Genomic DNA, 18,165 nt, shown 5'->3' on the forward strand with positions numbered 1-18,165 from the left:
GCCCGGTCCGTGGTCCGGACCAAACGGGTCTTGACCCTCGGGACGAGGTGAACGGCCCTCCCGCCCCGCCCGGACCGGCCGCGTCAGCGGGCGACGCGTGCCCCGTCGCCCGCCTCGGTACTCGTCCGCGCGCTCCTCCGGGTGCTCGTCGTGCTCGTGCCCGTCGCTGGGCCGGCCACGCCCGCCGGGAGCGCGCGAGCGTGCACGGCGACCAGGCGCTGGGTCGGGCGGGTCATGGCGACGTAGAGGTCCGAGGCGCCGGACGGGCCGGTCGCGACCTCGGCCGGCTCCACGAGGACGACCGCGTCGAACTCCAGCCCCTTCACCTGGACCGGGTCGAGGACCGCGAGCGGCGCGTCCGGGCCGGCGTCCTCGAGGCCGAGGGCCGCGCGCAGGGCGGGGACGGCCGGCGCGGCGGCGACGACGGCGACCCGTCCCGTCTCGGCGGCGACGAACTCCGCGCGCGCCGCGTCGGCCTCGACCCGGACCTGGGCGAGGAGGTCGGCGGACGTCGCCTCGACGAGGCGCAGGGCGTCCTCCACGTCGCGCGCGGACGTCAGCGGCGAGACCGGCAGCCCCGCGGCGAGGGCGGCGCGGCGGGCGGCGTCGGCGACGGAGGCGGGGGTCCGGTAGTTGACGGTCAGCTCCGCGAGGCGCCACGCGTCGCGGAAGACCGGGTCGAGCATGCCCTTCCACGAGCGCGCCCCCGCGAGCGACGACGTCTGCGCGACGTCGCCGACGACGGTGAACGAGCGCGTCGGGCACCGGCGCACGAGCATGCGCCACGCCATCGCGGAGAGCTCCTGGGCCTCGTCGACCACGACGTGCCCGTAGGCCCACGTCCTGTCCTGCGCGGCGCGCTCCGCCGTGGTGAGGCGCGGGCCGCTCGCGGAGAAGCGCTCGGCCAGCACGTCCGCGCCGACGATCCCGCCGCCCGCGCCGGACGACTCGAGCACCTGCCGCGCGTACTCCAGGTCCTGCGCGCGCTGCGCCGCCCGTGCGGCGGCCTCGGCCCGCTCCGCCTGGTCGTCCTCGCCGAGGAGCTCGGCGGCCTCGTCGAGGAGCGGGACGTCGGCGGGCGTCCACGGCGAGCCCTTCGGCCGTTCCAGCAGGCGCCGGTCGGCGGGCGAGAGCTCGGGTGCCGCCTCGGCGAGCCGGTGCGGTTTGGTCCACAGGTCCTCGACGAGGCGCTCCGGGGTGAGGGGCAGCCACGCGAGGTTGAGCGCGACGCGCACGTCGCGGTGGGAGCGCAGGTCCTCGAGGGCGAGCGCACGGTCCTCGCCGACGAGCGGCTCGCCGAGCTGGCGGCCGTACTGGTCGACGAGCCGCGAGAGCATCTCGCGGACGAAGGTCACGCGCGCGAGGTTGTGCGGCTTGTGCGTGCGCCGGGCCTTGGCGATCGCGTCGCGGACGTCGCGGCGCCGGATCAGCAGGTCGTGGCCGTCGAGGCGCACCGGCACGTCCGCCGCGGGCACGCGCTCGCGGGCACGCACCGCGCGTCGCACCGCCCGGGCCATGACCGCCCGGCCCTTGACGCGCGCGACGCGAGGGTCCTCCGCGCCGTCGGCGACGACGCCGGGGAGGAGGTCCGCGATCGTCGTGCTGACGACCCCCGTCTCGCCGAGCGACGGCAGCACCTGGTCGATGTACCGCAGGAACGAGTGGCTCGGGCCGACGAGGAGGACACCCGAGCGCTCCAGCACCCTCCGGTGCGCGTAGAGGAGGTACGCGGCGCGGTGCAGGGCCACGGCCGTCTTGCCCGTGCCCGGGCCGCCCTGCACGACGAGCGCGCCCGCCAGCCCCGACCGGATGATCGCGTCCTGCTCGGCCTGGATCGTGGCGACGATGTCGCCCATGCGCCCGGTGCGTCCCGCCGCCATGGCCGCGAGGAGCGCGCCCTCGCCCGAGAGCGTCGTCCCGGTCACGGCCTCCGGCGCGTCCAGGTCCAGGAGCTCGTCCTCGAGCCCGGTCACGTCGCGCCCGCGCGTCACCAGGTGCCGCCGCCGGACGACGCCGTCGGGGTGTGCCGCGGTCGCGCGGTAGAAGGACTGCGCCGCGGGGGCACGCCAGTCGGTGAGGAGGCTCGTGTGCTCGGCGTCGGTCAGTCCGATGCGCCCGACGTAGCGGCGCGCGCCGTCGTCGAGGTCGAGACGGCCGAACGCGAGCCGGTCCTCGACCGCGTCGAGCTGGGCGACGCGGTCCTCGTACAGGGTCGCGAACGCGTCGCGCTCGCTCCGGTTCTGCGGCGAGCCGGACGGGCCGGACCGACGGACGCCGTCGAGCCGCGCGCGGGCGGCGGCGCGCAGCTCGTCGAGGCGCGCGTAGAGGGTGTCCACGACCTCCTGCTCGAGCCGGAGCTCGTCGTTGCGTCCCACGCTGTCCCTTCCCTCGGCCGGGCGTCGCGCCCGAGCGCACGCCCGTGACACGGCCGTCCATTATGGCCCACGAGCGTGGGTCTCCGGACCCGTCCTCGGCGCGTCCCGCGCCCGCGACCGGGCCCGACGCGCGGCTGAGGCTAGGATCGTGGGCCATGGCGACCAGAGGGGAGCGGGCGTCGTGACCGGGACCGACCGTCGGGTCCCCGCGCGACCCTCGGCGCGGGGCGACGAGGCCGACGCGCGTGACCAGGTGCTGTCCGGGCGCGCGGTCCTCGCCCCGACGGACGAGCTGCGCATCCTCCTCGTCGAGGACGACGACGGTGACGCGATCCTCGTCGAGGAGCTGCTGTCCGACGGCAACCTGACGGTCGAGCTCGACCGCGCGACGACGCTCGACGCCGCGCTCGAGATGCTCGTCTCCACGCACGTCGACTGCGTCCTGCTGGACCTCGGGCTGCCCGACTCCGTCGGGCTGTCGGCGGTCGAGCGGGTGCGGACCGGGGCCCACCCGCCCGCCCTGGTGGTCCTCACGGGGCACTCGGGCATCGACCTCGGCGTCCAGGCCGTCGCGGCCGGAGCCGACGACTACCTGGTGAAGGGTGAGGTCGACGGCGACCTCCTGGGCCGTTCGGTGCGCTACGCCGTGCAGCGGCGCATGTCCGTCGAGCAGCAGCGGGCGCTGTACCGGAGCGAGGTGCGGGCGGCCGAGACCGCGCGGCTGGAGCGCGCGCTCCTGCCCACACCGCTGGTCCAGGACGAGCGGCTCGACGTCATGGTGGGCTACGTCCCCGGCGGCAACGGCCTCCTGGGCGGCGACTTCTTCGACGCGGTCGAGCGCCCGGACGGGAGCGTCCTGTGCGTCATCGGCGACGTCGCGGGCCACGGCCCGGACGAGGCCGCGCTGGGTGCGACGCTGCGCACGGCCTGGCGCACCATCGTGCTCTCCGACACCCAGCCGGACGGCATCCTCCCGCTCCTGGAGCGCGTCCTCGTGCCCGAGCGCGCGCGTCCCGAGGTCTTCGTCACGCTCTGCCAGGTCGTGGTCTCCGCGGACCGCCGTCGCGCCGAGGTCTATCTCGCCGGGCACCTCGCCCCGCTCCTGCTGCGCGACACCGCGACCGAGATCACGCCCACGGCGCGTGGCCGTGCGCTCGGCATCCCCGTCCAGGGCGGGTGGACCTCCCAGGCCGTCGACCTCGGGGAGCGCTGGGCGCTCATGCTCTACACGGACGGGCTCGTCGAGGCGACCGTCGCGGGGCCCGGAGGCGCCACGGGGCCACGGACCCGCCCGGAGCGCGTCGGCGTCGAGGGCCTGCGCCGCGCCGTCGACAGCGCGCTCGAGCAGGGCGTCGAGGGGGTCGTGGAGCGGGTCTTCCGCCGCGTGCGCGACCTGCACGGCGGTCCGCTGGCGGACGATGCCGCGCTCCTCGTGATCGGCTGGGGCGGGGACGAGGGGACCCCCGGCGAGCGCACGGCCACCCTCGCGGACTCGGACGAGTGGGCACGGTGACGCCCGCGGCGAGCGCGACGACCGGCGCGGAGCACGGCGGTCGGCATCGTGCCCCGACCCTGCGCCGCCGGCTCGGGTGGGCGCTCGTCGTCGCGGGCGTGATCCTCCTCGGTGTCCTCGCGACCTCGGCGATCGCGCTCTCGCGCGTGCTCACCATCCAGAGCGAGGTGACCGGGCCGTTCTTCGACGCGGTGACCGAGGCCGACGCCGCGTACGTGGGCCTGCTCGACGCCGAGGTCGCGGTCCGCGCGTTCGTCGCGACCGGCGACGACACCGCACTCGAGGCCTACACCCGCGCGGTGGGGACGGACGCCGAGGGCGTCGTGCCGGACCCCACCCTCGTCGACCGCCTCGGGTTCGACGCCGAGCTCGCGGCGCTGGCCGGGCAGTCCGACGCCTCGGTGCGGGCCTGGGTCGCCGACTACGCCGGGCCGGCCATCGCGACTACCGAGGACGACGGACCGGGGCGTGTGCGCGCCGTCGACCAGGCCCACGGCGCCGAGCTGTTCGCTGCCGCCCGGGCCGACACCGCGCGGTACGTCGACGCGCTCCGGGCCGAGCGCGTGGAGCGGCTCGACGCGCTCGACCGGTGGAGCCGGGCGCTCTTCGGGAGCGTCCTGGTCCTCGTCGGCTCGGCGCTCGCGGTCGGGATCATCCTCTGGGTGTGCCTCAAGCGCTGGGTGACCGAGCCGATGGCCGAGCTGGCGCACCGCGTGCGGCTCGTGAGCTCCGGGAGCCTCGACGAGCCGGTCGTGACCTCGGGCCCGGCGGAGATCGCGGACCTCGCCCAGGACGTCGAGCACATGCGCGTCGAGCTCGTGAACCAGGTCGCGGAGATCAAGGCGTCGCACGAGGACGCCGCCCGCTCGCACGCGCTCCTGGCCGAGCAGGCGAGCGAGCTCGAGCGGTCGAACCGCGACCTCGAGCAGTTCGCCTACGTCGCGTCCCACGACCTCCAGGAGCCGCTGCGCAAGGTCGCGAGCTTTACGCAGCTCCTCAAGAAGCGGTACGGCGGGGAGCTCGACGACCGCGCGGACCAGTACATCGACTTCGCGGTCGACGGCGCCAAGCGCATGCAACGGCTCATCCAGGACCTGCTCGGATTCTCGCGCGTCGGCCGGACGGGCAGCGAGCGCGTCGACGTGGACCTCGAGCGGGAGCTCGAGGGCGTGCTCGAGGACCTGTCCGAGAAGGTCGCGGAGACCGGGGCGAGCATCACGCACGACCCGCTGCCCGTCGTCGTCGGCGAGCGCGCGCTCCTGCACCAGCTGCTGGCCAACCTCGTCGGCAACGCGCTGAAGTTCCGCGACCCGGACCGGCCGCCGGCCGTGCACCTGGGGGTGCTCGCTCGCGACACGCACTGGGAGATCTCCGTCGAGGACAACGGGATCGGGATCGACCCGCAGTACGCGGAGCGCGTGTTCGTCATCTTCCAGCGCCTGCACGCCAAGGACGTGTACGAGGGCACCGGGATCGGCCTCGCGCTGTGCAAGCGCATCGTCGAGTACCACGGCGGCCGGATCTGGATCGAGCCGCGCGAGGGCGGGACGACGGTCCGCTTCACGCTCGCCCACGCGTACGTGCACGCGCAGGTCGGCTACGCTCGCTCCGACCACGACGGCGCGGAGCAGTGATCCCCGAGTGACCCCTGAGCGACCCCTGGGTGACGCGGCCCGCGCGCGCCACGATGACGAGGAGAGCCCCGCATGAGCCACGGCAGCAAGCCGATCGACGTCCTCCTGGTGGAGGACGACCCCGGCGACGTGCTCATGACGCGCGAGGCGTTCGAGGACCACAAGGTCACCAACCGCCTCTCGGTGGTCTCCGACGGGGTGAGCGCGCTGCAGTTCCTGCGCAAGGAGGGTGAGCACGCGGGCGCCCCGACGCCGGACCTGATCCTCCTCGACCTCAACCTGCCCCGGATGGACGGGCGCGAGGTCCTCGCCGAGCTCAAGGCGGACGAGGCGCTGCGCAAGATCCCGGTGGTCGTGCTGACCACGTCGGAGGCCGAGGAGGACGTCGTGCGCAGCTACTCGCTGCACGCCAACGCCTACGTGACCAAGCCGGTCGACTTCGACCGTTTCATCGACGTCGTCCGCCAGATCGACGACTTCTTCGTCTCGGTGGTGCGGCTGCCCGGTCGCTGACCTGGGCACGGGCCCGGCGCGGGTCCGCGCGGTGGTGCCGATCCGGGAAGAACGACGGGCCGAGCCGTGTTGTCCTCGTCAGGCCCGCCGCGCGCCGTCGGCAGCGCACGGGCGAAGGACGTCACGAGGAGGATGCATGCTGGACCCTCGCGGGATCTACGAGCTCGACGAGCAGGCCGTGGCACGCCTGTGGCCCACGCCGCCCGAGGCGGGCGCGGGGCCTGTGCTGCTGCACGCCGTCGCGGGGTTCGTCGACGCGGGCAGCGCGGGCGAGGTCGCGGTCGACCACCTGCTGGAGATCGGCGAGGTCACCCGCGTGGTGACGTTCGACGTCGACCGGCTCCTCGACTACCGCTCCAAGCGGGCCACGATGACCTTCAGCACGGACCGCTGGTCCGACTACGACGAGCCGCACCTGGTGATCGACCACGTGCGCGACGCCGAGGGCACGGGGTTCCTGCTGCTGCACGGCGCCGAGCCGGACGTGCAGTGGGAGCGGGTGGTCGCCGCGGTGCGCGACGTCGTCGAGCGCCTCGGGGTGTCGCTCACGGTCGGCTTCCACGGCATCCCGATGGGCATCCCGCACACGCGTCCGCTCTCGGTCACGGCGCACGCGACCCGGCCGGAGCTGTTGGGGGAGCACACGTCGTGGTTCGGCACGGTGAAGGTCCCGGCCAGCCTCGCCGCCCTGCTGGAGCTGCGGCTCGGTCGGGCGGAGCACGACGCGCTCGGCTTCACGGTGCACGTGCCGCACTACCTGGCGCAGTCGTCGTACCCGCCCGCGGCGGTGGTCGCGCTCGAGCACGTGCAGCGGGTCACCGGTCTGGACCTCGCGACGAGCGGGCTCGCGGAGGCGGTGCAGGACGCGACGACCGAGGTCGAGCGTCAGGTGCGCGACTCCGAGGAGGTCGCCGCCGTCGTCCGAGCGCTCGAGGAGCAGTACGACGCGTTCGCGCGCTCCGTCGGGCGCACGAGCCTGCTCGCCGAGTCCGCGCCGATCCCGACGGCCGAGGAGCTCGGGGCCGAGTTCGAGCGCTTCCTCGCCCAGCAGTCGGGCGACTGACCCGCGGAGCACCCGCGTCCACCCTGGTCCGCGGACCGGGGTGGTATGTGCCGAAAAATCAGCACGAGACGTGGCGATCTCCGTGGCGGACCAGACGTGGTCCATGCCACACTGTGACCCGTTGCAGTGACGTACTTGCGCACGACCCGGTGCAGGGCCGGTACGTGGGTCCGCCCGGCGGGGTGGTCCGGCGTCGGGCCTGCCGGCCGCACACGGCCGGGGCGCCGGCGGAGGACGTGGACATGGCATTGCGGCGCACGGGGGTGGACGAAGGGTCCGCTCGCTGATGTCCCGGATGGACAGAAGGTCAGAGGAAGAGCATGGCGCAGGGTTCTGTGAAGTGGTTCAACGCCGAGAAGGGCTACGGCTTCATCGCGCAGGACGGCGGCGGTGCCGACGTCTTCGTGCACTACTCGGCGATCGAGTCGAACGGGTACCGCACGCTCGACGAGGCGCAGCGGGTCGAGTTCGAGATCACCCAGGGGCCGAAGGGCCCGCAGGCGGAGAAGGTTCGTCCGCTCTGACGTCCACGACGTCGGGCGACCGGGTCCCCCGGTCGTCGCAGCAGCGCAGGAGCCGCGCCCCTCGGGCGCGGCTCCTGTCGCGTCTCACGACCCGCCCGCGGCGATGCCGTCGGTCGGCTCTCCCTCGGGATCGTCGAGCACCGGCGCGGTGCCCACGAACGCGCGGAGCTCGTCGCCCGTGACCACGCGTGCCGGGACGGCGAGCGAGCGGACCGCGCGAGCGAGCGTCGCGCTCGACAGGGTCGGTGCCGGTGCGTCGGCTCCTGTGCCCGCTCCTGTGCTGGCTCCCGTGCCGGCCCGGACCGCGGCCAGCACGACGTTGCCGTAGCGCCGGCCCTTGAGCTGCGCGGGCTCGGCGATCGCCGCCACCCGGCCCTCGGCGTACGACGCCTCCCCGAACGCCGCCGCGAGGGTCGCGGTCTCGCGGCGCGCCGTCGTGAGCGGCGGCCGGTCGGCACAGTTGACGAGGTAGACGCCGCCCGGGCGCAGGACGCGGTGCACCTCGTCCGCCATGCCGCGGGTCGCGAGGTGGTCGGGCGTGCGGTCGCCGTCGAACACGTCGCGCACGACGACGTCGTACGAGGCGGCGGGGAGGCCCGCCACCGTGTGCCGCGCGTCGTCGGGGCGCAACCGGAGGCGGGGGGCCCGCGGCAGGTCGAACCACGTGCGCACCAGCTCGAGCAGGCGGGCGTCGAGGTCGACGCCGAGCTGGGACGAGCCCGGCCGGGTGTGCTCGACCCAGCGCGGCAGGCTGCACCCCGCCGCGCCGAGGTGCAGGGCGCGCAGGGGCCCGGGGGCGAGCTCGTTCACGACGGCCGCCATCTGCTGCATGTACTCGAACGCGAGCATCCCGGGGTCGTCGAGGTCGAGGTACGAGCTCGGGACCCCGTTGACGTAGAGCGTGACGGCCGACGGGTGGTCGAGGTCGCGCTCGACGTGCGCGGTCCCCGTCGACGTCGGCACGGGACCGGTCGGCAGCTCGGGCCCGACGGCCCCGCCGCGGCCGCCGCCGCCCCGGCGCCGGGAGGGTGTGGGTGGTGCGGAGGACCCTGAGGAGCGTCGGGAGGTGCGGCGAGCCATGTGCTCACGGTACGGGCTGGAGGCCGCCCGACGTTGACAGGATCGAACAGGTGTTCGATAGTGGAGGAGGAGGTGCGCGATGTCGAACGAAGCAGGCGCGAGGAGGGCGGTCGCCGTCCCCACCGAGGTCCGTCGGCTGCTGGACCGCGCGGACGCGGAGCTCGTCGCGGCCGCGCTCGCGCAGGACGCGGGCGAGCGGTTCGTGCACGCCCACCTCGGAGCCCTGCGTGCCGCGGCGGCGGTCGTCGCGCTGCGTGCCCGGCCCGTGCGTCGTGGACGCGCGCGCTCGGTGTGGGACCAGCTCGCGGACGCCGAGCCGTCGCTCGCGGCGTGGTCCGGCTACTTCGCGAGCGGGGCGCGCGTGCGCGCCGCCGTCGACTCGGGTCGGTTCGACGACGTGGCGCCGCAACGGGCCGACGAGCTCATGGCGTGCGCCGAGGACTTCCGCGACGAGGTCGCGATGCTCGTCGACCCCGATGCCGGGTTCGTCCGGCTGCCCGGTCTGCGGACGGTGGCGTCGTGACCCGGGCGTGGCCCGCGTCGGGTGCCCGGTGAGGCAGCGATGAGCCGCGGGCCGCGCGCGGTCGTCCGCCGCGACTGGGGCGACGACGAGGAGGGCTGCTCGATCCTCCATGTCGACATGGACGCGTTCTTCGCGTCCGTCGAGCTCGCACGGCGTCCCCAGCTCGTGGGGCGACCGGTGATCGTCGGCGGCGCCGAACGGGGCGTCGTCCTCGCGGCGACGTACGAGGCCCGGGCGTTCGGCGTCCACTCGGCGATGCCGATGGTGACGGCGCGCCGCCTGTGCCCCCAGGCGATCGTCGTCCCGCCGGACCACACCCGCTACTACGAGGTCTCCCGCGCGGTCATGGCGGCGATCGGCGAGATCACCGCGCTCGTGGAGCAGGTGAGCGTCGACGAGGCCTTCCTCGACGTGAGCGGCGCGCGCCGGCGCCTCGGGCCTCCGACGCGGATCGCGGCCGAGCTCCGGCGTCGGGTGCGGGCCGAGCACGGCATCACCTGCTCGGTCGGGATCGCGACGAACAAGTTCGTCGCCAAGCTGGCCTCGACGCACGCCAAGCCCGACGGCGTGCTCCTCGTGCCGGCGGCCGCCACCGTCCCGTTCCTGCGCACGCTGCCCGTCGGCGCGCTGTGGGGCGTGGGGGAGCGGACCGAGAGCGCGCTCGCGCAGTGGGGCATCCGCACGGTCGCCGAGCTCGCCGACACGGACGTGGCGTCGCTCCAGACGGCGGTCGGCAAGGTCGCGGGCGCGCACCTGCACGACCTCGCGTGGGGGCGCGACCCCCGACCGGTCGAGCCGGAGCGGTCGGAGCGGAGCATCGGTGCCGAGACGACGTTCAGCCACGACCTGCGCGACCTCGCGGCGGTCCAGGCGCGTGTGCTGGAGCTCGCGGACCGGTGCGCCGGCCGGCTGCGCCACCAAGGTCTCGTCGCGCGCACCGTCAGCGTGAAGGTCCGGACGAGCGACTTCCGCACCGTGACCCGCGCGCGCACCCTGGGCGCCCCGACGGACGTCGCGCGCGAGATCTATCTGGTGGCTCGCGAGCTCGTCGCGAGCGTCGACCTGCGGGGCCTCGCCGTCCGGCTCGTGGGGGTCCGCGCCGAGGGTCTCGAGCCCCGCGCAGAGGCCGTCGTGCAGCCCACGCTCGAAGAAGCGGTCGAGGAGACGAGCGCGGCGAGGCGTCGGGTCGAGGAGGCCGTCGACGCCGTCCGTGGGCGGTTCGGGGTGAGATCCATCGCCATGGGCCCCGCCAGGGCCCGCTCGACTACCACCCCCGCGGATGTCGATCTATCCTGAGGGTGACACACGACCACCGTGGAGAAACGGGGTGCTCATGCCTCTGTCTGAGTACGAGCAGCGGGTCTTGGAGCAGATGGAGCGCGCGCTCACCTCGGACGACCCGCGGTTGGCGAACACGCTCCAGGCGCCACGACGACGTTCGGCGCTGCGCTATGTCCTGGCTGGGGTCGGCGTCGTCGGCGGCCTCCTCCTCCTCGTGCTGGGTGCTGCGCTCTCGCAGACCTGGCTCGGGGTGATCGGCTTCGTCCTCATGTTCGGGGGCGTCGTCCTGGTCTTCCAGTCTCCGCGCTCGTCGCGCAAGGGACCGGTGGGGACCGTCGAGGCGGACGGCACCGTCCGCCCGGCCGCGCCGAGCAAGCCGGCCCGCAAGCCGTTCCTCAGCCGACTGGAAGAGCGCTGGGACCGTCGGCGCGAGCAGGACGGTCGCTGAGCGACTCCTCGACGGCGTCGACCGCCGCGTCGACGAGCTCCTGGAGCCGGTCGGGGCGGGCGACCGTCCGCGGCTCCGGGGCGTAGCGCTCGGCCTCGAGGGCTGACGCCAGCGCGGCGACCGCCTCGGCGACGTCCTCGTCGCGGGGATGCTGACCGCGGCGGGACTGCAGCGACGCGACGACCGCCGCGGGAACGCGCCGCGGTGTCGTCGACGTCGGCCACCGGACCTCGAGCGCCCCGAGCCGATCGGTGAGCTCGGCCCAGGCGTCCTCGGCGTCTCGCAGGCTCTGCGGCTCGGACCGTCGCCGCAGCACGAGCCACAGCGCCCCTCCGACGGCGAGCGCGACGAGGAGCGCGACCCCCACGACGAGCGGCCACGGTGCGCCCTCGTCCTCGGCGCCTCCGATCGTCCCACCGGTCCCGGGCGTGGTGGGCGCCGGGCTCGCAGGCGCGGAGGGGGCCGCCGTCGTCGCGCCCGGCGTCGGCACGTTGCCGGGGTCTCCCGGGCCACCCGGAGTCACGGCCACGGGCGTCGCCCACCGCGGGGTCGGACCCGTCTGCTGGGCCGGTGTCGGCTCGAACCGCACCCAGCCCTGGCCCGGGAACCAGAGCTCCGGCCAGGCGTGGGAGTCGCGGCCGGTGACCTGGAAGCTCGAGTCGTCCACGCGCTCGCCCGGAAGGAACCCGACGCCGAGACGCGCGGGGATGCCGAGAGTCCGCGCCATCATCGTCATCGAGGTCGCGAACTGGACGCAGTAGCCCGTCCGGTCCTGCAGGAAGTCCCAGACCGCGTCGCCGGAGTCACCCGGCGGGACCTCGGTCGAGTAGGTGAACTGCGAGACGTCGCGGAAGTAGGTCTGCAGGGCGAGCGCCTGGTCGTAGCGCGTGGGCGCGCCCTCGACCACGGTGGCGGCCAGGTCGCGGATGTCCTGCTCGTGCTCGGTCGCGGGGACGTCGAGGTAGTTGGGGTCGTCGGGGTCCGCGCCCGTCGCGTCGCGCAGCGACGCGGCGTCCAGCGGTCGCGGGAAGACCGCGAGCTCGTACGCGGTGCCCGCGCCCGTGGGCCGGTCGCCGAGCACCTCGTCGCGGACGTCGTCGTACGCCCAGTCCCCGTCGATGTCCACGGAGCGGGGCTCGGTCGGGACGGGGAGCTTCGTGTCCCGCAGCGACTCGAGCGTGACACGCACGGACGTCGGCTCCTCGAGGCCGGCCGGGTCGGTGGGCCACAGCACCTGGTCGGCACCCTCGATCGGGGTGCCGTCCCGGTCGGCGCCGCGCCGCCAGTTCGTGCCGTCGAAGCCCGTGAGGGTGAACACGCGGAGCGGACCGACCTCGTCACCGTCGGTCCGGTAGCGCAGGACGACCTCGCCGGAGCGCTCCGCGAGATCGCGCCGCATGTCGAGGTCGTCGGAGAGCCGTACCGTCTGCCCGGTCGAGGAGAAGAGCCGCGACCACGACGCCGAGGCGACCTCGGGGAGCGAGGCGCTCGCCGACCCGAGTCCCAGGGCGACGACCGCGACGGCGACCGCCACGACGAGCGCCCCGGCGGCACGCAGGCCGCCGGCGGCACGATCCTCCACACGTCGCGCGGACGCGCCGCGCCGCACCGTGCGGTGCGGGTTGTCCACGGCGAGGAGCAGGACGAGCGCCGCCACCGTCACGACGAACGCCAGGGGCGGGATCTCGCTCATGATCACGAGCCCGGGGATCCACAGCGCGAGGATCGGCAGCGCGACCCCTGCGCCGAGCCGGAGGCCGCCGGCCATGAGGTCGGCGACGAGGAACACCACGACCGCGCCCCCGACCGCCATGAGCGCGATCGGAAGGCTGGGGTCGATCGGGGCGACCTCGGCGAGCGTGAGGTCTCGTGCCGTGGAGAGCCGGGACAGGACCCGGTCGACGTTGGAGAGACCGATGAGGAGGGAGAAGCGGTCGGTCGGGCCCCCGTAGAGCCCGAGCAGGGCCCAGAGGCCGACGACGAGCCCCGCGAGCGAGGGGAGCAGCGCGGCCGGTGGGGCGAGGATCTCGCCCCGCGCGGCGTGGCCTCGCTCGAGGGCGTAGCGCGAGAGGCCGGTCACGAGCGCAAGGACCGCGACGGTGCGCACCGCGGTGCCGGTCCAGCCGCCCGGGCCGATGACGCTCCCGAGCGCGTAGGTCGACGCGACGACGGCGAGGGCGACGAGCCCGCTCGTCGCGAGGACGCGGAAGCCGACGGGGGCGGAGGTGTCCGGTCGGGACGTGGTCATCGCGAGCCCTCCACGAGCAGGGTCCAGGCGTGCTCGAGGGACGCCGACGGGTCGACGAGCGCCGCGTGCCACCCGGTGGACCGCAGGGCGGCCACCGTCTCGAGCGCGTCGGCGTGCTCGGGCGCCCAGGGTCGCGCGCTCACCACGAGCGCGCGGTGCAGGCCGTCGCCGGCCATCGCCGCGACCGTGTGCCGGGCGACGGAGCCGAGCGGGCCGAGCACCGCGACGGTGATCTCGCCCGGGCGCCGGTCCCGGCGCAGCGCCTCGGACGTCGCGACGACCGAACGGTCGCCGTCCGCGACGACGTGGTGCCCGTGCAGGTCGACGGTGGCGTCCAGGAGGTCGGCCGGACCCTCGCCCGAGCGGTTGACGCGGAAGCCCGTGCCGGACACGACCGGCGCGAGCGACGTCGGGACGAGCCGGACCGGGTGCCCCGCCTGGAGGAGCGACACACCGATCGAGGCCGCGCACTCGACCGCCCACTCGCCGTCGGCGAGCGCGCGGGGGCTCGACGCGGCGAGCTCGGGGTGGGGCAGCAGCCCGCGGTCGAGGAGGACGCTGACGGGCGGCAGGCCCGCGCTCTCGTCCGCTCGGACCATGAGCTGACCATGCCGGGCCGCGCTGGCCCAGTGCACGCGCCGCGGGTCGTCGCCGGCGACGTAGTCGCGCAGCACCGAGTCGTCGCTCGACGCGAGCCGCGCGCCCGACGCGGAGCGCTCGTGCTCGCCGAACGCGCGCGAGCCGCGGACGGGCAGCTCCACCGTGCGCGGCCACACGGCGACCGCGGTCGGGTCGCCGAGCTCCTGGGTCGCGCTGACCAGGCCGAAGAGGTCGACCCGCGTCGTGAGGAGCGGGCCGAGCGGCCACCGGCCGCGGCGGAGCGGGCGCAGGCGGTAGCGGACCGCGATGTGGTCGCCCACCGTCGCGACCTGCGCCCGCAGCGAGCCCTGGTCGCACAGCTCGTGCGCCGCCTGCTCGCTGATCCGCAGGCGGGAGAGGGTCGTGGCCGTGGACGACGTCGCCCGCGTGGCCGCCACCGTGAGACGCGCCGTCGTGAACTGTCCGCGCACGGCGGGGTTCGGCTGGACGCGGCGCGTCACGTGCAGAGCGCCGCGACCGCGGTCGATCCGGCGGACGGCCATCCAGCACCAGGCGGCGCCGACGGCGAGCGCCCCGGCGACGCCGAGCCCGACGAGGTCGGGCAGCCCGAGCGTGACGCCCAGGACGACGAGCGCGCCGCCGGCGGCGAGCACCACCGTGCCGCGCCGGGTCAGGCGTGCGCTGGCGAGGCTCCTGCTCCTGCCGCGGAGCCGCGCGAGGAACGACGGGGCGCGCACGTCAACGTCGCTCGGTCGCGTCCAGGGCGGGGATCGGCGTCTGCGCCACGATCGACGCGACGACGGCCTCGGCGTCCTGGCCCGAGAGCCGCGCCTCCGTCGTGACGACGAGCCGGTGCGCGAGCACGGGGACGGCGAGGTACTGCACGTCGTCGGGGAGCACGTGGTCGCGCCCCGCCATGGCCGCGAGGGACTTCGCGGCCCGCAGGAGCTGGAGGGTCGTGCGGGGCGACGCCCCGAGGCGCAGGCCGGGATGCTCGCGCGTCGCCGTGACGAGGGCGAGCACGTACCGCTTGACGGCGGTCGACGCGTAGACGGCGCGTGCCACGCCCGCGAACCGCAGGACGGCCGCGCCGGTCGTCACGGGGCGGAGGTGGGCCAGCGGGTTGTCCGACTCCTGCCGGTCGAGCATCCGGAGCTCGGCGTCGACGTCGGGGTAGCCGACGGTCAGCCGCGCCATGAACCGGTCGCGCTGCGCCTCCGGGAGGGGGTAGGTGCCCTCCATCTCCACGGGGTTCTGCGTCGCGACGACGAGGAAGGGGCTCGGCAGGGGGTGGGTCGTCCCGTCGACCGTGGTCTGGCCCTCCTCCATGCACTCGAGGAGCGCCGACTGCGTCTTGGGGGAGGCGCGGTTGATCTCGTCGCCGATGACGATGTTCGAGAAGACGGGTCCGGGGCGGAACTCGAACTCGTGGTTCGCCGCGCGGTAGATGTTGACGCCGGTCAGGTCGCTCGGCAGGAGGTCCGGCGTGAACTGGATGCGGCCGACCTTGCAGTCGATCGTGCGGGCCAGCGCCTTGGCGAGCGTCGTCTTGCCGACGCCGGGGACGTCCTCGATGAGGAGGTGGCCCTGCGCCAGGAGGACGGCGACGGTCACCGTCACGAGGTCCGGGCGGCCCGTGACGACGGACTCGATGCCGGAGCGGATCCGGCCCGTGGTCTCGACCAGCTCGTCGAGGCCGGTGAGGGCGTCGCCCCCGGGCTCGTCGGAGGGCGCGACAGGGGCGATGTCGGGGAGCACGGAGACCTCCGTCGTCGGTGGCGCAGGGCCGCGGACCAGGGAGACCGCGGGTGGGAAGAGCCTAGTGGACCGCCGGCCGTCCGCCGAGCGCCGCCGCGAGGGTCTGGCGCGGCGCGGGCCGCGCCCCCTGCGTGCGCCTGAGAGGTGCGACCGGCGCCCGACCGCCGTCGCGACGCGCCATGGGGAGTAGTCCCCTCCACGCCCCTCCACCCCGCGTGACCTGCGGAGATCCTGCGAAGGCGGGTGAAAGCCCGGGGATTCACCGAGAGCGGTGGAGGGAAGTGGAGTACCGTGGAGGAGAAGGGAGCAGGAGGGGAGGTGCCAGGTGCATGTCCGGTTTCGTGGACGACGTGCTCGGCGGTTCCTCAGGCCTGCTCCTGGGCACCTTCACGCCACGTCTGGACGACAAGGGGAGGCTCATCCTCCCCGCGAAGTTCCGGTCGCGGCTCGCACCGGGTCTCGTCATGACGCGGGGGCAGGAGCGCTGTCTGTTCCTGCTGCCGATGGACGAGTTCCGGCGCATGTACGACCAGATCCGGCAGGCGCCGGTGACGAGCAAGCAGGCCCGGGACTACCTGCGCGTCTTCCTCTCGGGGGCGAGCGACGAGATCCCGGACAAGCAGGGACGTGTCTCGATCCCCGCGCCCTTGCGGGCGTACGCGGGGCTCGACCGCGACGTCGCCGTGATCGGCGCCGGCACGCGGGTCGAGATCTGGGACGCGCAGGCGTGGGAGACGTACCTCGCGGAGCAGGAGTCGGCGTACTCCGACACCGCCGAGGAGGTGTTCCCGGACCTGCGCTTCTAGGGTCGCGACCCACGGCTCCCGCACGGTGAGGCCTCCTCCCGCCCGGTCTGACGCACTTCCCCGGCGCCAGAAAGGACGCGGAGGGAGACCTGACCGTACGGGGCCGGCCCGACGAGGAGCACCACCCGGCGGCGCGTCCGGCGCCACCCGGACACCGACCAGCACGGAGAGGAGACCGACATGACGAGCACCCCCGACGACGCCGCCGAGCGGCACGTCCCGGTCCTCCTCCAGCGGTGCGTCGACCTTCTCGCCCCCGCGCTGGCGGAGCCCGGTGCCGTTCTCGTGGACTGCACGCTCGGGATGGGCGGGCACACCGAGGCGGTCCTGGAGCAGGTCCCCACCGCGCGCGTCGTCGGCATCGACCGCGACCCTGAGGCCATCGTCCGCGCGTCGCGCCGGCTCGAGCGGTTCGGCGACCGGTTCCGCGCGGTGCACGCCGTCTACGACGAGATCGGCGACGTCGTGACCGACGTCGTCGGCGGACCCGTCCAGGGCGTGCTCATGGACCTCGGGGTGTCGTCGCTGCAGATCGACGAGGCGGACCGTGGTTTCTCCTACGCGCACGACGCGCCGCTCGACATGCGCATGGACCCGACGACCGGCCAGACGGCCGCCGACGTCCTCAACACCTACGACGAGCGCGCGCTCACCCGGATCCTGCGCGACTACGGCGAGGAGCGGTTCGCGCAGCGCGTCGCCCGGGCGATCGTCCGGCGCCGCGAGCAGCGACCGTGGGAGCGCAGCGCCGAGCTCGTCGAGGTCGTCCGCGGCGCGATCCCCGCCGCCACGCGCACGACGGGCGGGAACCCCGCCAAGCGCACCTTCCAGGCGCTGCGGATCGAGGTGAACGGCGAGCTCGAGGTCCTCGAGCGCGCGGTCCCCGCCGCGGTGGACGTGCTCGCCGTCGGCGGGCGCGTCGTCGTCGAGTCGTACCACTCGCTCGAGGACCGCATCGTCAAGCGCGTGCTGGCCGCCGGGGCGACGATCAGCGCGCCGCCCGGGCTGCCCGTCGTGCCGGAGGAGGACCAGCCCTACCTGCGGCTCCTCACCCGGGGCGCGGAGGAGGCCTCCACGGACGAGCGGGAGGCCAACCCGCGCTCCGCGTCCGTCCGGCTCCGCGCCGCCGAGCGCACCCGGCCCACGCCATCGCACCGCCGCCCGTCGCACCGCCAGACCGACCGACCGCACGACCCGGGGGAGAGGACACGATGAGCGCACAGAGGTCGACCGCCGCCCGCCCGCTCCCGCGCACGGCACGCCCGGCGCCCGCGCCGCGCCCGTCGCTCACGGCGCTGCCGGGTGGCGCGTCCGAGCGCGCGCTCCGCTCGCGGCTCGAGCTCGTCCGCGCGCCGCTGCAGGCGCGGTCCAAGATCCCGTTCCTCGTCGTCTGCATGTCGATCCTCGGAGCGGCGCTCCTGTGTGCTCTCCTGGTGAACACGACGATGGCGCGCAACTCCTACGAGATGTCGGAGCTGCGCCGGGAGGTGAGCCGCGTGGCCCAGGACACCCAGAGCCTGCAGGCGCAGGTCGACGCTCAGAAGACCTCGCTGCCGGACATCGCGACCTCCCTCGGCATGGTCCCCGCGGAGGACCCGGCGATGCTCCGGCTGTCCGACGGTGCGGTCCTGGGCATGCCGCAGGAGGAGGCCGGGCAGTGACGGGCGAGTCCGGAGCAGGGCGTGACCGCCGGTCGCGACCCGCGGCGAGCTCGCAGCGGTCCCGCCCCGCCCCCACGGCCTCCCGGCCCTCGCCGGGAGGCCGTGGCGCTGCTGCCGACGGGCGCAGGGTCTCGGGGA

General features: G+C 75.0%; 16 protein-coding genes. 11 read left to right on the forward strand and 5 right to left on the reverse strand.

What is annotated here, in order from left to right; genetic code table 11:
• Positions 1–83: 83 nt before the first annotated feature.
• On the reverse strand, positions 84–2,375 hold the full coding sequence (locus JOE63_RS10455) for a HelD family protein (protein ID WP_204541180.1): 2,292 nt from the start codon (positions 2,373–2,375) through the stop codon (positions 84–86).
• A gap of 181 nt (positions 2,376–2,556) precedes the next feature.
• Here JOE63_RS10455 and JOE63_RS10460 point away from each other — a divergent pair, with 181 nt between their 5' ends.
• From JOE63_RS10460 to JOE63_RS10480, 5 genes are all read left to right on the forward strand, one after another.
• Complete coding sequence (locus JOE63_RS10460; RefSeq protein ID WP_307840027.1) at positions 2,557–3,888, forward strand: PP2C family protein-serine/threonine phosphatase; 1,332 nt, start codon at positions 2,557–2,559, stop codon at positions 3,886–3,888.
• Positions 3,885–5,522 carry a sensor histidine kinase gene (locus JOE63_RS10465; protein WP_204541183.1) on the forward strand — a complete coding sequence of 546 codons (1,638 nt, stop codon included), beginning with the start codon at positions 3,885–3,887 and terminating at the stop codon, positions 5,520–5,522. Before JOE63_RS10460 ends, JOE63_RS10465 begins: the two co-directional genes overlap by 4 nt.
• 72 nt (positions 5,523–5,594) lie before the next feature.
• The gene (locus JOE63_RS10470; RefSeq protein WP_087471801.1) at positions 5,595–6,035 is read left to right on the forward strand and encodes a response regulator; all 441 of its coding nucleotides are present in this window, start codon (positions 5,595–5,597) and stop codon (positions 6,033–6,035) included.
• Between the two features lie 136 nt (positions 6,036–6,171).
• Positions 6,172–7,098 (forward strand): proteasome assembly chaperone family protein, encoded by a 927-nt coding sequence (locus tag JOE63_RS10475; protein ID WP_204541186.1) that lies wholly within the window; start codon positions 6,172–6,174, stop codon positions 7,096–7,098.
• Positions 7,099–7,418: 320 nt separating this feature from the next.
• Positions 7,419–7,622, forward strand: coding sequence for a cold-shock protein (locus JOE63_RS10480; protein ID WP_034655075.1), 204 nt, complete (start codon positions 7,419–7,421; stop codon positions 7,620–7,622).
• An 84-nt stretch (positions 7,623–7,706) separates the two neighbouring features.
• Here the strand turns inward: JOE63_RS10480 and JOE63_RS10485 are convergent, their stop codons facing one another.
• Positions 7,707–8,702 (reverse strand): spermidine synthase, encoded by a 996-nt coding sequence (locus JOE63_RS10485; protein ID WP_204541189.1) that lies wholly within the window; start codon positions 8,700–8,702, stop codon positions 7,707–7,709.
• Positions 8,703–8,781: 79 nt separating this feature from the next.
• On the opposite strand from JOE63_RS10485, the gene JOE63_RS10490 reads away from it, so the two are divergent.
• Genes JOE63_RS10490 through JOE63_RS10500 form a run of 3 tightly spaced genes read left to right on the forward strand, consistent with a single transcriptional unit; the run spans position 8,782 to position 10,954 of the window.
• A complete protein-coding gene (locus JOE63_RS10490; protein ID WP_087471804.1) occupies positions 8,782–9,225 on the forward strand; it encodes an SAV_6107 family HEPN domain-containing protein in 444 nt (147 codons plus the stop codon).
• A gap of 39 nt (positions 9,226–9,264) precedes the next feature.
• Positions 9,265–10,521, forward strand: coding sequence for a DNA polymerase IV (locus tag JOE63_RS10495; protein ID WP_204541192.1), 1,257 nt, complete (start codon positions 9,265–9,267; stop codon positions 10,519–10,521).
• A 37-nt stretch (positions 10,522–10,558) separates the two neighbouring features.
• Positions 10,559–10,954: a DUF3040 domain-containing protein gene (locus JOE63_RS10500; protein ID WP_047233786.1), complete on the forward strand. Its 396-nt coding sequence runs from the start codon at positions 10,559–10,561 to the stop codon at positions 10,952–10,954.
• Here the strand turns inward: JOE63_RS10500 and JOE63_RS10505 are convergent.
• The 3 genes from JOE63_RS10505 to JOE63_RS10515 are packed head-to-tail and all read right to left on the reverse strand — an operon-like array spanning position 10,902 to position 15,548.
• The gene (locus tag JOE63_RS10505) at positions 10,902–13,202 is read right to left on the reverse strand and encodes a transglutaminase family protein (RefSeq protein WP_204541195.1); all 2,301 of its coding nucleotides are present in this window, start codon (positions 13,200–13,202) and stop codon (positions 10,902–10,904) included. The genes JOE63_RS10500 and JOE63_RS10505 overlap by 53 nt on opposite strands.
• Positions 13,199–14,539, reverse strand: a complete 1,341-nt coding sequence (locus JOE63_RS10510; RefSeq protein WP_204541198.1) for a DUF58 domain-containing protein — start codon at positions 14,537–14,539, stop codon at positions 13,199–13,201. The genes JOE63_RS10505 and JOE63_RS10510 overlap by 4 nt, the downstream gene beginning before the upstream one ends.
• Position 14,540: 1 nt before the next feature.
• Complete coding sequence (locus JOE63_RS10515) at positions 14,541–15,548, reverse strand: AAA family ATPase (RefSeq protein ID WP_204543629.1); 1,008 nt, start codon at positions 15,546–15,548, stop codon at positions 14,541–14,543.
• A 383-nt stretch (positions 15,549–15,931) separates the two neighbouring features.
• On the opposite strand from JOE63_RS10515, the gene mraZ reads away from it, so the two are divergent.
• The 3 genes from mraZ to JOE63_RS10530 all read left to right on the forward strand — a co-directional run bounded on the left by mraZ (position 15,932) and on the right by JOE63_RS10530 (position 18,027).
• Positions 15,932–16,366: a division/cell wall cluster transcriptional repressor MraZ gene (mraZ, locus tag JOE63_RS10520; protein WP_031316739.1), complete on the forward strand. Its 435-nt coding sequence runs from the start codon at positions 15,932–15,934 to the stop codon at positions 16,364–16,366.
• A 180-nt stretch (positions 16,367–16,546) separates the two neighbouring features.
• The gene (rsmH, locus tag JOE63_RS10525; protein ID WP_204541201.1) at positions 16,547–17,581 is read left to right on the forward strand and encodes a 16S rRNA (cytosine(1402)-N(4))-methyltransferase RsmH; all 1,035 of its coding nucleotides are present in this window, start codon (positions 16,547–16,549) and stop codon (positions 17,579–17,581) included.
• A complete protein-coding gene (locus JOE63_RS10530) occupies positions 17,578–18,027 on the forward strand; it encodes a hypothetical protein (RefSeq protein ID WP_087471808.1) in 450 nt (149 codons plus the stop codon). Before rsmH ends, JOE63_RS10530 begins: the two co-directional genes overlap by 4 nt.
• The last annotated feature ends 138 nt before the right edge of the window (positions 18,028–18,165 follow it).

Origin of the sequence: Cellulosimicrobium cellulans, assembly GCF_016907755.1 — a bacterium.
GTDB lineage: Bacteria > Actinomycetota > Actinomycetes > Actinomycetales > Cellulomonadaceae > Cellulosimicrobium > Cellulosimicrobium cellulans_D.